This window comes from Anaerosalibacter sp. Marseille-P3206, from assembly GCF_900155565.1.
Taxonomy (GTDB): Bacteria; Bacillota; Clostridia; order Tissierellales; family Sporanaerobacteraceae; genus FUHM01.
In genome coordinates this window covers 1882186-1896401 of record NZ_FUHM01000002.1, presented here as the reverse complement: position 1 = coordinate 1896401, position 14216 = coordinate 1882186, and the positions used below count along the sequence as shown (strand labels likewise).

At 28.8% G+C, this 14216-nt stretch carries 12 protein-coding genes; 4 read left to right on the top strand and 8 right to left on the bottom strand.

The genetic code is table 11. The features are described from left to right. Positions 1-12: 12 nt before the first annotated feature. The 5 genes from BQ9840_RS10550 to glyA all read right to left on the bottom strand — a co-directional run bounded on the left by BQ9840_RS10550 (position 13) and on the right by glyA (position 8325). Positions 13-3570 (bottom strand): hypothetical protein, encoded by a 3558-nt coding sequence (locus BQ9840_RS10550; protein WP_077369749.1) that lies wholly within the window; start codon positions 3568-3570, stop codon positions 13-15. A 1-nt stretch (position 3571) separates the two neighbouring features. After that, a complete protein-coding gene (locus tag BQ9840_RS10545) occupies positions 3572-4447 on the bottom strand; it encodes a DUF4007 family protein (protein ID WP_077369748.1) in 876 nt (291 codons plus the stop codon). A 182-nt stretch (positions 4448-4629) separates the two neighbouring features. Next, the gene (locus BQ9840_RS10540) at positions 4630-5850 is read right to left on the bottom strand and encodes a MalY/PatB family protein (RefSeq protein ID WP_077369747.1); all 1221 of its coding nucleotides are present in this window, start codon (positions 5848-5850) and stop codon (positions 4630-4632) included. 133 nt (positions 5851-5983) lie between these two features. Then, on the bottom strand, positions 5984-7018 hold the full coding sequence (locus BQ9840_RS10535; protein WP_077369746.1) for a M42 family metallopeptidase: 1035 nt from the start codon (positions 7016-7018) through the stop codon (positions 5984-5986). A 74-nt stretch (positions 7019-7092) separates the two neighbouring features. Next, positions 7093-8325, bottom strand: a complete 1233-nt coding sequence (gene glyA / locus BQ9840_RS10530; protein ID WP_077369745.1) for a serine hydroxymethyltransferase — start codon at positions 8323-8325, stop codon at positions 7093-7095. Between the two features lie 193 nt (positions 8326-8518). On the opposite strand from glyA, the gene BQ9840_RS10525 reads away from it, so the two are divergent. The 3 genes from BQ9840_RS10525 to BQ9840_RS10515 all read left to right on the top strand — a co-directional run bounded on the left by BQ9840_RS10525 (position 8519) and on the right by BQ9840_RS10515 (position 10355). Beyond that, positions 8519-9760, top strand: a complete 1242-nt coding sequence (locus BQ9840_RS10525) for a Y-family DNA polymerase (protein WP_077369744.1) — start codon at positions 8519-8521, stop codon at positions 9758-9760. Between the two features lie 14 nt (positions 9761-9774). Further along, positions 9775-10038 (top strand): hypothetical protein, encoded by a 264-nt coding sequence (locus BQ9840_RS10520; protein ID WP_077369743.1) that lies wholly within the window; start codon positions 9775-9777, stop codon positions 10036-10038. 65 nt (positions 10039-10103) lie between these two features. Then, entirely contained in the window at positions 10104-10355 is a 252-nt protein-coding gene (locus BQ9840_RS10515; RefSeq protein WP_077369742.1) for a hypothetical protein, read from the top strand. Between the two features lie 73 nt (positions 10356-10428). On the opposite strand, the gene BQ9840_RS10510 is transcribed toward BQ9840_RS10515, so the two are convergent. Beyond that, on the bottom strand, positions 10429-11541 hold the full coding sequence (locus tag BQ9840_RS10510) for a DUF1648 domain-containing protein (RefSeq protein WP_077369741.1): 1113 nt from the start codon (positions 11539-11541) through the stop codon (positions 10429-10431). Continuing rightward, on the bottom strand, positions 11531-11935 hold the full coding sequence (locus BQ9840_RS10505; protein ID WP_077369740.1) for a GntR family transcriptional regulator: 405 nt from the start codon (positions 11933-11935) through the stop codon (positions 11531-11533). Before BQ9840_RS10505 ends, BQ9840_RS10510 begins: the two co-directional genes overlap by 11 nt. Positions 11936-12062: 127 nt before the next feature. Between BQ9840_RS10505 and BQ9840_RS10500 the strand changes: the two genes are divergently transcribed. Beyond that, positions 12063-12911 carry a sigma-70 family RNA polymerase sigma factor gene (locus BQ9840_RS10500; protein WP_159436156.1) on the top strand — a complete coding sequence of 283 codons (849 nt, stop codon included), beginning with the start codon at positions 12063-12065 and terminating at the stop codon, positions 12909-12911. Here the strand turns inward: BQ9840_RS10500 and BQ9840_RS10495 are convergent, their stop codons facing one another. Continuing rightward, a complete protein-coding gene (locus tag BQ9840_RS10495) occupies positions 12912-14156 on the bottom strand; it encodes a M48 family metallopeptidase (RefSeq protein WP_200804923.1) in 1245 nt (414 codons plus the stop codon). It abuts the gene before it with no gap. Positions 14157-14216 lie beyond the last annotated feature (60 nt).

Genomic DNA, 14216 nt, shown 5'->3' with positions numbered 1-14216 from the left:
CCTTCCTAATAATTAAATGTACTTCATTAAAACTTCATATAACACTTGTCTTTTCATATCATGACTCAATGCTTGTCCAAAGTTTTCAATATTAGTTGAAATTAAATTTTTGAGGATTTGTCCATTATCAGGTAACTCTTCTCTATTGAATTTAACTCTTTTTGTAGTACCATCTTCATCTTCTAATATTATTTTTATATCGCCATCTTCTAATTTAAAATTATCATTGGATTTTTCCAAATCATTGTATATTTCTTTAAGTGAATTAATAAATTCTTTGCTTTGTTCATCACTCCAATAATTAAATTGAAAACCTGTAATCAATAATCCCATTTGCTTAACTATGTCAATATCATCCATGTTAATATCCATTGTTTCTAACATTCTTATAAACTTGCCCGTTAAATAATTTAGATTAAACTCTACTCTTTTTTTCCACCTTTTTTTATATAAATCTAAAAACTGAGTAGCAATACCTTTGTTTTTTTCTAATTTAAATACTTCACGTATTACTTTTTCTGTACTTATTATTAATCTTATATCTGCACACTCTAAATCCTTTTTTACATCTGAAATAACAAATCCAGTTTCAATATAATCTTTACCTAATTCGTTTAACTTGTTAAAGAAAAAATCCCTATAATTTTCGGTTTCCATTTCTATTATTTTTCTGTATTTTATGGTAGATTCTTTTACATGATTAACAGTTGTTCTCCCAAACTTACTAATGCTTTTGTAGTGACTTAATATTCCATCGTGCAATGCTTTTAATCTGTTTTTCTTCTTGGCATATTCATCAATATAATTATGGTATTTTCTTTCTAAAAATAGGATATATCCCTCTTTTTCTTTGTCCCAATTCTGGATAATTAAAGTGTATTGATTTGGATATTTTGCTATTCTATCAAATAAATCTCCACTTAGTTCTTGATCTATTCCCTTTAACCTTATCAAAGCATTATGTTTATATTGTCTTAAGCTTGCTGCTAAAAGTACAACTATATAACCATCTCTTAACCCATAAGGTTTTGATTTTAATATATGAAAAATATCTCCTAAATTAATTTCATTTTTTTCTGCATTTCTTATAAATGTATCTATTTCTTTCATAGTGTAGTGAGTATTTTTCAGTCTGAGATTTTGATTATCCAACTCGGGTATGACTATTTCTGATTCCTTTAGTATTCCATTTAGCTCTAATAGTGAACGAATAAAAGTATGATTTGTAGAAAGTTCTTTATATCCTAAAGAAGGTAGCATTTCCTCTTGTAGTAATAAATCATTACATATTTCTTTTCTAGCTTTTATCATAGGATTAGATAGTTTGTTTTTATTTATTAATTCATTATTTATAATCAATGTTCTATCAAAATACTTAAACATTTCTCTTGACATATACTCAGATAATTTGCCTGTAGAATTTATCTTTTCTAATACTTTTTCATCTTCAACATAACAAACATCTTCTTGTGCTGGATTAGCCCATTCAATAGTATAATTATTTATATAAGTTTCTACTTCTTTTTTGTACTCTACAAGCTCTACAATAGATTTGGGATCCTCTTTTTTTAGCTTCTTTTCTTGAGTCAATAAATACTCAATAGCTATTAATTTCTTTAACTCTTCCATAATTTCAAAAGAATTATCTCTCAAAACATATATTATTCTTTCTCCATTTAACTCTGAAAGTATTTCTTCTTTTGATTTTTTTGTTATCACATAAACTAATAAACCATCATAGTATTTCTTATTCAACAATTTTTCTAGTTCGTTTATTTCACTATCTAATATGTATATTGGATAATAATATCTAATCATCTTATATTTTTCATTGTACTTATCTGGCAATACTGGAAACTGTGTAAATCTTCTATTTAATAATTCTACAGCTTGAGCTGTATTATCTGATATTTCCATAGTTTGAGATATTAATCCTTCGATATCTACACTACTAACGTCAAAAAATCTATAGTATTTATATTGTCTAAGATAAATTATTATTTTGTTTTGTAACATTTCATTTATAGCTTTAACAATAGCTTGCTCATCATCATCTATTATATAACTTAAAGTTTTATCATCTGGTTTTAAGATATCGAAATCATTTACTATATTAATGATTCCAATCGACTTAATAATTTTAACTTTTAAATGATAATTATCATCCTTTTTGTTTAATTTATTGATTGAATTTTTAACTTCAAGCCATTCACTATACTCAAAAGAAGATTTGTTTTTGGTTAAGTTCTCTTCAAAATAATCGTACAGTAAATCTGCACCTACAAAATGAAAATCAGACACATCATATTTTATTAAAAAGTCACCTAAACTATTTTCTTCTTCACTAGCTAAAAATGTAAAAATAGTTCGTTCATTTTGAGCTATTTTTTTAGATAAAATGTTTAGTGTTTGTCCAACTATAGGATGAAGTGGATAATTGCCATACAAAAGATTTTTAACATCATTTTTGCTTAAATTTTTATAAAACCCTATATCTAAAGTTTCATTTAGAATTTGTTGGAAATAATCGCTGTTTTCTTGAACAAATTTACTCCAGATAGGCTCTTTTTTTATTAATACATTGCTTATAAGATACATTGTATCTTCGACACTTTGTTCAAAAGAAACAGGTTGAAAGCGACTTTCGATTTTTTCCCATTCATCTCTATCATCTGCTTCTACATATTGTAAAAGTTGTTTATGAGAAATAAGTAAAAAATAGTTTTCAAAATTGCTATGATCGCAATACTCTGCAAAATCTTGAATGGTTTTTACCTTTAAACCTTTAATATTATCTTCTAAATACTTACCAAATTCATCAAATATAAATATAATTCCCCTATATCCTTGTTTTAATATAACGCTATTAATATAATCTAAATTCTCATATAAGTTTCCTGGCTTCGGTCTATATTCAACACCACAAGTTATATCGTAAAATATATTTTTAAATATTTCCAAAGCCTTTGGATTAAAATTCATTAATTCTGTCACTAAATCATTAGCATATATTTCATATTTAGAAAAAGAGTCCTCCAATAACTGATAAAAATCCGAATTTCCTTCTTTCTTCCAATTTTTAATTATTTGTGTTGCCTCAATATATGGATCTTTTAATTTATAATTAATTTTTTTCTCATCTAATGCTCTTGTTAGTGAATAATATATGCATTCATGAAACTTGTTAAAACTACCATCAATAGGAACTATAATAAAAGGCAATGAAATATCTAAGTAATTATGAATATCCTTAGCTAGCTTATGATCTATACAAGCTACTTTCTGTTCAAAAATTGAGTATGCTTTTTCTGAATTTAGCTTTCCTAAGATAGAAGCAAGTATCGTCATAAGATGAGATTTACCTGTCCCATAAGAACCATATATTAGTCTAGACGCTTGTTTGTTTCCTATACCTCCATTTGTTATATCATTAAATATATCTCTAAAAATTTTTAAACTATTCTGCGTAGGTATATATTGAAGTATGCTATTGTCTTGCATCAAATCATATCTAATGTTAGCAGAATACTTAAATCCTTCTATTGGATTAATCATATTTGTATATTTCATATTACATAACCTTCCTATAATAATTTTCGAGTATTAGATTTTTATCTTTTTCATTTATTTCTATATGATTGTGCCCAAAACGACTATAAATTTTAATGTACCCTTTTCTTTCTAAAGCCTCTAATTTATCCATAAGAATTAAATAGGATAGATTATACACCTTTCCTATGTATTTTTTTGTTTCATGTAACTCTTTTATACTTACTTGATTTTGATTATCATCAATATCATCTATTATTGAATATAAAAGTATCTCTTCTGGTAGTTTCTTATCTACAGGAGTTAGTTTCTTATACATTTTCTTTCCTTCTTGTTTTATTAAATCAAGCTGGGAAAAGTATGATATTATCCCCTCTTCTATATAATTTGAAATATCACTAAATTCTTCCCTTTCGTAGGTTTTTTTTAGACAATCAAAATCCCTATTTAAAGATGAATCAGCTATTGTTTCACCATGTAGTAAAATATATGATTTTAACCCCTTTAGAAATTCTTCCTTGGTAAACGTTTTCTTGTCAAATTCATTAAAAAACCAATACCATGTTGTAGCGTCATCTTCATTTTTTGCTAAATTCCTATGAAGTAGCCATGCTGTACCAATACTTTGAAAAAAAGGATCATATTTTTCAATTATTTCCCCTAAACCTGTTGGATCAAGAGTTATTCTCCCACTACTGTCTTTACCCTCTTCAGCTAATCCTGTTGCTGACATCCAATACCTTAATGAAGTAACCATCACCCTTCCTATTCCAAGAGTATCTACTGCTAATGCTTCATTTTGTGGAGTAAATATTGTTGGTTCTTGTCTAATAGCCTTTAGTCCCTTCATCGGCCAAGATTTTCTTAAATAAAAGCTACCATGTTTGTTAAATATCATAGTTTGCCACCCTTCATGCTTGAATACTTTTTAAGTGAGTCAGGGGACCGTCCCCTGACTCACTTATTTCTTCTTTATTTGTATAGTTCTATATAAAACGTCAAATTCCTTCTAATAATTCCAATTTTTTATTAAAAGTTTGTAATAGTAAAAAAAACCGAGTCAAAGGCCATGCCTTTAACTCAGTTTACTGCACTTTGTATTCTCTTTAATCCTTCTTTGAGTGTACTTCTAGGGCAGGCTATGTTTAGTCTTATGAAGTGTCCGTATTTTTCCCCAAATGCTGTTCCAGGATTAACTCCTACTTTTGCTTCATTAACAAAGAAGTCCATTAGGTCCCTACCTTCCAATCCCAGTTCACTACAATCTAGCCATGCAAGATAAGTTGCTTGAGAAAAAACTGGTTTTATCTTAGGTATTCTTTCTTCAAAATACTTTATAAGGTAATTTCGATTTCCTTCTAGATATACTAACAGCTCTTCTAGCCACTCTTCTCCATATCTATATGCTGTTTCTAGTCCTACATTTCCAAATATATTTCCACCACCAATATGCCATGTTTCTAGGGTATTGTTAAACATATTTCTTATTTTTTCATTTGGAATAATAATTGCAGATGCAGATAGTCCTGCTAAACTAAATGTCTTGCTTGGTGCAATACAAGTTATAGTACATTGTTCTAATTCCTCTGACAATGAAGCTATTGGAATATGTTTGTAATCACTGTATATGATATCTGAATGTATTTCATCAGAAACTATCAAAATATTGTTTTCAGTACATATCTTACCTATATCTAATAGTTCTTCTTTTGTCCATACTCTTCCTGTTGGATTGTGAGGATTGCAAAGTAGAAACATCTTCACTTTTTCATCAAATTTATTGTTTAAACCATATGTGTTGTTAGTAAAGCTAATATCTTTTGCTTTTATCTGTTCTTCTAATTTAGCTATATCCATTTTATAATGACCATCTACATAGGATAGTTCATTTTCAATTACAATCCTTCCACTTTCTCTTACTGTTGAATAAAATGGAGGATAAATAGGCGGTTGAATGATCACCTTGTCTCCTGCTTGTGTAAAGGTTTGAATACCTATACTTATTGCAGGTACTACTCCAGGACTAAATGTAATCCACTCGCTTTTTATATCCCAACCATGTCTCTTTTTTACCCAGTTTATTATAGCTTCATTGTAAGATTCTGACCTAAATGTATAGCCATATATTCCATGTTCAAGTCTTTCTCTCATAGCAGAAATAACTTCTTCAGGAGCTTTAAAATCCATGTCTGCAACCCACATAGGAAGAATATCTTCTCTTCCAAAGATTTCTTCACAGTTATCCCATTTCCTACTATTCGTGCCTTTTCTATCAATCACTGAGTCAAAATCAAATTTCATTTTTTCCCCTCCACTATAATCTTATTTATATAGTAGTAATATAGGACGACCAAAGGCCGTCCTATATTATTCCTAAGTGAGTCAAAGGACCGTCCCCTGACTCATTCCTATCCCAAACTTACTCAAAGTACCGTTATTCTACCATCAAATAATTTAAAAGTATTTGTGCTGTATTTATGATGGAGTCCATGTGAGTTCTTTCATAGTGATGTGATGCATCTACTGCAGGTCCTAAAGATGCAAAGTTTACATCTTTTCCTTGACCAGCAACATGAGTAGAATCTGAACTATAGAAATTGTATAGATCTACTTTATACTTAATATTATTTTCTTCAGCAATATCTACAAGTTTATTTCTAAATTCAAAATCATAAGGGCTTCTTCTATCCATAGCAACTATACTCACACTATGTTCATCAGAATTCTGTCCTTCTCCTACAATTCCAATATCTACAGCTATCATTTCCTTTACCTTTTCTGGTATTCCTGCTACACCATGGCCTATTTCTTCATAATTGCTAATGAAGAAATGAGTAGTATATTTAGGTTTCATATTATTTTCACTAAAACATCGTGCAATTTCAACCAATATTGCTACAGCTAATTTATCATCTAAGTAACGTGATTTAACAAATCCACTTTCAGTTACTTCTGTTCTTGTATCTAAGCATATAAAGTCTCCAATATTTATTCCTAAATTAAGTACATCTTCTTTGGAATTTACATCTTCATCTATTCTAACTCTCATAACACTCTCGTCTCTAGCGTCATTTTTATCTGGGCCATATATATGAGCTGATGCTATTGTAGGGATAATTGAACCACGAATTTTTTTGCCTTTTCTAGTTATTATATAGCAATTTTCCCCCTCAATAGAACTCCAACTACCTCCACCAATTTTATTGTATTTAAGCTTACCATCACTTGTAATATCCTTAACCATACATCCTAAAGTATCAATATGAGCAGTAATCATTACATGTTCTTCGTCATTTTCCCCTTCTAATGTTGCAATTAATGCTCCTTTATTTGTCAAATTTGTATTAAGTCCATACATTTCAAAGTCCTTTTTAACTTCTAATGTAGCTTCTTTTGTGAATCCTCCTGGACTTGGAATATCAAGATATTTCTTCATTTTATTTAAAATATTTTCTGTATCAATTTTCATGTTTTTATCCTCCAATGTCATATGATTTTTAAGAAGAAGTGAGTCAAAGGACCGTCCCTTGACTCACTAGTTAATTACTTATAAAGTGGGTATTTATCACATAATCCTTTAACTTTAGCTCTTACTTCATCTCTATCTACTGATTCATTTAGAGCTAAGTCAAATATTTCAGCTATCACTTTCATATCTTCTTCCACAAATCCTCTTGTTGTAACTGCAGGAGTTCCTATTCTAAGACCACTTGTTACAAATGGACTTTCTGGATCAAATGGAATAGTATTCTTATTAGTTGTTACTCCTATTTCGTCTAATAGAGCTTCTGCTTTCTTTCCTGTAAGTCCTTTATTTCTTAAATCTAATAATATTAGATGGTTATCAGTTCCACCTGAAACTAAATCAAATCCTTTTTCTTTTAATGCTTCTGCTAGAGCTTTTGCATTGTTTATTACTTGTTGTTGATATACTTTGAAATTATCGTCTAATGCTTCTTTAAAGCAAACTGCTTTTGCAGCTATAATATGCATTAATGGTCCACCTTGTAGTCCTGGGAAGATAGCCTTATCTAATTTCTTAGCATATTCAGCTTTACAAAGTATTGCTCCTCCTCTTGGTCCTCTTAATGTCTTGTGAGTTGTAGTAGTTACAAAATCTGCATATGGAACTGGGCTTGGATGAAGACCTGCTGCTACCAAACCTGCAATATGAGCCATATCTACCATCAAATATGCTCCTACTTCATCTGCAATTTCCCTAAACTTTTTAAAATCAATAATTCTTGGATATGCACTTGCACCTGCTACAATCAATTTTGGTTTTTCTTTTTTAGCAATTTCCATAACTTTATCATAATCTATTGTTTGTGTCTTTTCGTCAACACCGTAATCAATGAAGTTAAAATATTTTCCAGAAATATTAACTGGACTTCCATGTGTTAAGTGTCCACCATGTGAAAGGTTCATACCTAAAACTTTGTCACCTGGTTCTAATATAGAGAAATAAACACCGATATTTGCATTAGCTCCTGAATGAGGCTGTACATTAGCATGGTCAGCATTAAAAAGTTTTTTAAGTCTTTCTCTAGCTAAATCTTCAACAATATCTACATATTCACAACCACCATAATATCTCTTTCCTGGGTATCCTTCTGCATATTTGTTAGTCATATAGCTTCCCATTGCTTCCATTACTTGTCTTGAAACAAAGTTTTCAGACGCAATCAATTCGATTTTGTCTCTTTGTCTGTTCAATTCAAGATTTATTGCTTCCATTACCTCTGGGTCAAAATTTGATAAATTCTCAAAATTCATATTAAAACCTCCTTGTGTATTTAAATAAAGTTAGACTTACGAAATTCTCTAATTTAAGTATATAAGAAAATCTATATATGTTCAATGATTAAGTTTTATATTAATAAAAATTAAAAATTATCAAATAACTATAACAAAAAACTTTACACTGAACGTATGTTCTGTTATAATCTATACTACAGGAGTGATAATAATGAAAGATAGAATTATTTTTCACATTGATGCAAACTCTGCTTATTTGTCTTGGGAAGCTGCTTATAGGCTACAACATGGAGAAAAAATAGATTTACGAGAAATTCCTTCTGTAGTAGGAGGAGATGAAAAAAATAGACATGGAATTATCCTAGCCAAATCCATACCTGCTAAAAAATATGGAATCATAACAGGAGAATCTCTCTATTCTGCTAGAAACAAATGCCCTAATTTAACTATAGTATCTCCCACATATGGATTATATATAAAATGTAGCAATGCTATGGTGAATTTACTTAAAGAATATTCTCCTTCCATACAAAGATACTCTATTGATGAGGTTTTCTTAGACTATACCTATGGAAATATGGACTATATGAAAGCTGCTATTGAGATGAAAGAAAGGATAAAAAACGAATTAGGCTTTACTGTAAATATTGGAATAGGTCCTAATAAACTATTGGCAAAAATGGCTTCTGATTTTAAAAAGCCAGATATGATACACACTCTTTTTCATGAGGAAATACCAAAGAAAATGTGGCCTCTACCTGTAGGAGAATTATTCATGGTAGGCTCTAGAACTAGAACTAAGCTTAATAGCAGGGGAATATATACTATAGGTGATTTAGCCAAACAAGATAAAGATTATCTATACTCTTGGCTTAAAAAACATGGCCTTTTAATATGGAATTATGCTAATGGTATAGAAGACTCTCCAGTGAAAGTTCAATCTGTCCCAATTAAAAGTGTAGGTAATTCTACTACTACATCTTTTGATGTAGATACAAAAAAGGAAGCCTGTATGATACTACTATCTCTTTCTGAAATGGTATCTATGAGACTTAGAGAATTAGATAAGTGTACGAATGTGATTTCTGTTTCACTAAAAAGTAATGACTTTTTTTCTTATTCACATCAAAAAAAACTAGAAAATCCTACTGATATTACTAATACCATATATGAAACAGCTGTAGAATTGTTTGAAGAAATGTGGAAAGGGGAACCAATAAGAAGATTTTCTATTGATCTATCAGAACTTTCTTCCAATGACTTCTTTCAACTTTCTATATTTGATAATAATAGAAAAAAAGAGAGAAAGTTAGATGATACAATTGATAAAATAAGATGTAAATATGGACATAATTCAGTTTTTCGTTCTTGTTTTCTTTATTCTGGAATAAAACCTATTACTGGTGGAGTAGTTATGGAAGAGGAATATCCTATGATGTCTAGTTTACTTTAAGAAAGGTGAGTTTAATGAAAGTGATTATGAAACCTATAGAAATGATTGCATGGTTTACAAATGAAGGTAATCCTGTACCACTAAGATATAGAATTGAGTCTGAAGACAAAACCAATGTAGTCATAAAAGTAGACAGAGTAATAACTAGTGAAGAAGAAAAGTTAGCAGGAAATAAAATGATCGTATACAAATGTGAAAGTATTATAAATAACATTCAAAAAATATATGAAATAAAGTATGAAATTGACAGTTGTAAATGGTTTTTATTTAAAATGTGAAGATTAATATATCCTTTCTTTGCATATACTAAAAATTGAAATAACATCATTGAAAGGGTGATAATTTGGAAAATAAAAGAGCCATAAATGAAATAATTGAGCAAGCAAAGAAAATAGAAGATAATAACTGGAACAACTTAGAATGTGTAACTAGTATTGATTTGTTACTTACTTCTGAAGACTATAGCAGTACAAAGGATAATACCCTTGAAAAAAACTTCATTAAACTTAAAGAAAAAATTGAAGATGTAAATAGCTTGACTAAATCTTTACTTTCTAAATTAGTAAAAGATAATGAGCATGAAAGTATTCATTAGTATTAAGTAAAAATATACTTCCAACATAAAACAGGCGAAATAATTTTCGCCTGTTTTCATATCCTAAAATAATCTATTTTACCATTATCAAAGTTATTATGACGATGATAAAAGGAAGAATCATAAAAAGCATTCCCAGTGGCCTACCTACATTAACAGTCCACCCTACCCCAAATCTCTTTTCAATAAACAGAGTAGGATCATCAGGATTATAGTATATTGTGTTTCCTAATTTCCAAAATTCATCATCATCTCTGTTCATTTCTTCATAACCATTCTCACTATTAAATTTAAGTCTACTTCCACCTTGACCTACTTTTATAGAGATAATAATACTAGCTACTATAATCAATATCGTAAATATAAAAAACAAATTTGTAATAGTGTTTACACTTCCTCCAATTATTCCAAGAGAATAAAAGCTAGCTAAAGTCATAATAATATTTAAAACAATACCCATAACTAGAGTATATATAGACCATACTCTTCTAAATATGATATTTCTTTTAACTGATTCCTCTGGATTTTTAGAACTTATCTCTTGTTTTGACCAACCAATAACTTTATAGACGAAAAACAGTATACCAGCTGTTCCTAGCTGAGTAAGAGGCATAAACCATGCAAATTTAGTTTTATCCATATAACCAGTTATATTCCCTTGTAAGTCCCAATTAGTAGGAATTTTATCTGGTAAAGTAGGAATCTTATTTAATCCAACTACTAAGTTTAATAAAGCTATACCTACTGGAATCAAAAACCATAATGATGATACATTTCCTGCTTTTATTTTTTCTTTGCTAAATTTTATATCAACTACCACTTCTTCTTTTGGTTTTTCCCAACTTTTTACTTCTTTCAATTTCTTCATTTTGCTATTTGCACGTAAATAAACTATAAACAATATGCCTATATAAATAAAAATAGGTAAAGAAGCAGTAACTACAATATTGTCTGTAATATAAGCCCAATAAGAAAGTAAAGCTATTGATGGAATACTTACAATAATATTTTCTATCACATAATTTTTATATATATTTTTAACTTCAAAACTATTTACTTCTTCTTCTGGTATTCTTATGCCAAAGTATATATTTTTTCTAGTCACTTTAGGCATGAAAATTTGTAATATTAACATAATCATATAAAAGAACAGATTCATAATAACTATATAAACTCTATCTTCCATCTATTTCACTCTCCCTACTTTTAATATAATCATCAAAGATCTTTTCACAAAGAGATAAAAAATCTTCTTTTCCCATTCCCCTACAAAAGACATCAGCAATAATATATTTAAGTTCACTTTCTAAGCCCTCATAATATTTTTGAGACATATTTGGTAGAGTATCTTTAACCATTGCTCCTTTTCTTCTGTCTATAACTAAATACCCTTCATCTTTTAATATATTATAAGACTTATTCACAGTATGAAGATTTATCCCAATGTCTTCTGCTAATTGTCTTACAGAAGGAAGTTCTTCGCCAATCTGTAATTCACCCATAGCGATACCTTCAATTAGTTGTCTTCTAAGTTGTTCATAAATAGGGGTTTCAGATTCAAAATCAATTTTAACAATCATTTGTTTCATCCTTTCTATTTGTTATACATATTATATAACAAGCCAAAATCATTGTCAATAATTTTTTATTTACTTTTAAAGGATTTTATTAACAAATGTAGAATATACTTAATAGTAGGTGATGAAAATGAAAAATATGACTGCTAAACCTTTAGATAGCTTTGATGTAAGTAAAAATAGAAAACCTTCTAATAGGGAACTACTCCTTGCTTACAAGAAAAACAAAGATATAAATACAAGAAATAAAATAATAGAAAACAATATAGGTCTTGTATACATAGCAGCTAAAAATAAAAAGAAGGGTTACTGTTCACTGTCCTTTGAAGACTTAGTACAAGAAGGGGTCATAGGAATGATTCGTGGAATAGAAAAATTTGATACAGATAGAGAAACTAGCTTTTCAACCTATGTCTACTATTGGATCAATCATGAGATAAACAGAGCAATAATGAATACTGGCCACTTAATAAGACTACCTGCTCATATGTATGAAAAAGTAAACAAGTTAACCCAAATCGAAAATTTAAACCAATCGCAAGACAATAATATTGATGTTAAATCACTATGTCAAAAAATCAAAATCACTGAAAATGAATACAATAATATTGATTACTATAGAAATAGTTTTTATAATTTTACTTCTCTTAATACTAATCTAAGCCTAGATAGTGAAGAATCTTATGTAGAACTTCAAGACTTTATTCCTTCTAATGAACCATCCACCGAAGAAATAGTTATAGATGATGATTTGAAAAATAATATAGAGAAAATATTGAATACTCTGCCATCTAGAGAAAAAGAAATATTAGAACTTAGATTTGGTCTTAAAAATGGCAGACCAGCTACATTAGAAGAAATAGGAGATAAATATAATCTCACTAGAGAAAGAATCAGGCAAATTGAAGTTAAAACTTTATCAAAAATTAAAATATCAAGTAATGGAGTTTCTCTCAAAGATTATTTAAGCTACCCTTAATTAGGGTAGCTTATTTTTATACTCATAATCTAGTGCAAATTTAACTCTTTCCTCACAAGATGGATGACTATAGTACCATATTTTGTAGATTTTACTTGGTCTAGGTAATGATAGACTTCCCTCATGAAGTTTAAGCAATGATGAAGCAGTGGCTTCTTTGTTTCTTGCTAGTTCTAATTCAAATGTATCTGCTTCCCATTCAAGTTTTCTAGAATAGGTACTAGTAATTGGAGATGTAAAAAACATATAAATACTTATAACAAATATTAAAAGTGGAAGACTTGCAATATCATAAAGATGTCTAAATCCAAAATATCCATTTGACCCATTTAATATCCAAAGAGATGTTTTATTTATTAGGAATAGTATTAGAGTTAAAAAAGCACTTCCTAAAACAATACTCTTCCAAATATGCCCCTTTACATAGTGCCCAATTTCATGAGCAGTTATAGATACTACTTCTTCTCTTGTCAAATTGTTAATGGTAGTATCCCAAAGAACAATTCTCTTAGATTTTAAAACTCCTGTCATATAGGCATTCATTTCTTTTGTATCAACACTTTTGTTTACTTGATAAATATTTGCATCTCCTACCCCTGCTTTATCTAATAAAGTACGTATTTCTCTTTCTAGCTCTTTATCTTCAATAGCTGTGTATTTATTGAATAAAGGATCAATATACATAGGACTAATAAATGATACAAATATAGATATAGGAATAGATAATAAACCTAGATATAACCACCATTTATTAGGAATTTTGTATATTAAATAAAACGGGAACCAAGTAAACCCTAATATCAATACAAAATTCAAAGAAAAGTTTTTAAATAACAATTCAGCCCATCTTCCAAAGGTTTGATTTGAAAGCCCATATCTATGTTTAACAACAAAACTACTGTAATAACTAAGAGGTAAAGTAACTATAAAATCAATTAAAAAATATATGAGAACATAAATAGCTATAATGAAAAATTGATTACTTGTTTTACTCTGGGCAAAAATCTTAATTTTATTTGATAATCCTGTTTTTAAAATTAAAAAGGGAATAATAAAAGTAAGTATCAAATTTACTGCCCATATTTTTAAATTAGTCTTCTTATAAGAAAAAGCCTCTTCTGAAATATAAGAATATTCTTCCCTTAACTCTTCCATATTCTTATATTCACTTATAAATATAATAAGTATAAATAATATTAGAATTGTGAAAAACAAACTAAAGAATATCATTACCTTTTTATCCAAATTATCACATCCTTTCAATATTAATAGTAACATAATTATGCCCAATTTCATACTGTATAT

Excerpts from the sequence above, each read along its gene's own strand:
- BQ9840_RS10550 (WP_077369749.1), bottom strand. The coding sequence starts at position 3,570 with ATGAAATATACAAATATGATTAATCCAATAGAAGGATTTAAGTATTCT.
- BQ9840_RS10545 (WP_077369748.1), bottom strand. The coding sequence starts at position 4,447 with ATGATATTTAACAAACATGGTAGCTTTTATTTAAGAAAATCTTGGCCG.
- BQ9840_RS10540 (WP_077369747.1), bottom strand. The coding sequence starts at position 5,850 with ATGAAATTTGATTTTGACTCAGTGATTGATAGAAAAGGCACGAATAGT.
- BQ9840_RS10535 (WP_077369746.1), bottom strand. The coding sequence starts at position 7,018 with ATGAAAATTGATACAGAAAATATTTTAAATAAAATGAAGAAATATCTT.
- glyA (WP_077369745.1), bottom strand. The coding sequence starts at position 8,325 with ATGAATTTTGAGAATTTATCAAATTTTGACCCAGAGGTAATGGAAGCA.
- BQ9840_RS10525 (WP_077369744.1), top strand. The coding sequence starts at position 8,519 with ATGAAAGATAGAATTATTTTTCACATTGATGCAAACTCTGCTTATTTG.
- BQ9840_RS10520 (WP_077369743.1), top strand. The coding sequence starts at position 9,775 with ATGAAAGTGATTATGAAACCTATAGAAATGATTGCATGGTTTACAAAT.
- BQ9840_RS10510 (WP_077369741.1), bottom strand. The coding sequence starts at position 11,541 with ATGGAAGATAGAGTTTATATAGTTATTATGAATCTGTTCTTTTATATG.
- BQ9840_RS10505 (WP_077369740.1), bottom strand. The coding sequence starts at position 11,935 with ATGATTGTTAAAATTGATTTTGAATCTGAAACCCCTATTTATGAACAA.
- BQ9840_RS10500 (WP_159436156.1), top strand. The coding sequence starts at position 12,063 with ATGAAAAATATGACTGCTAAACCTTTAGATAGCTTTGATGTAAGTAAA.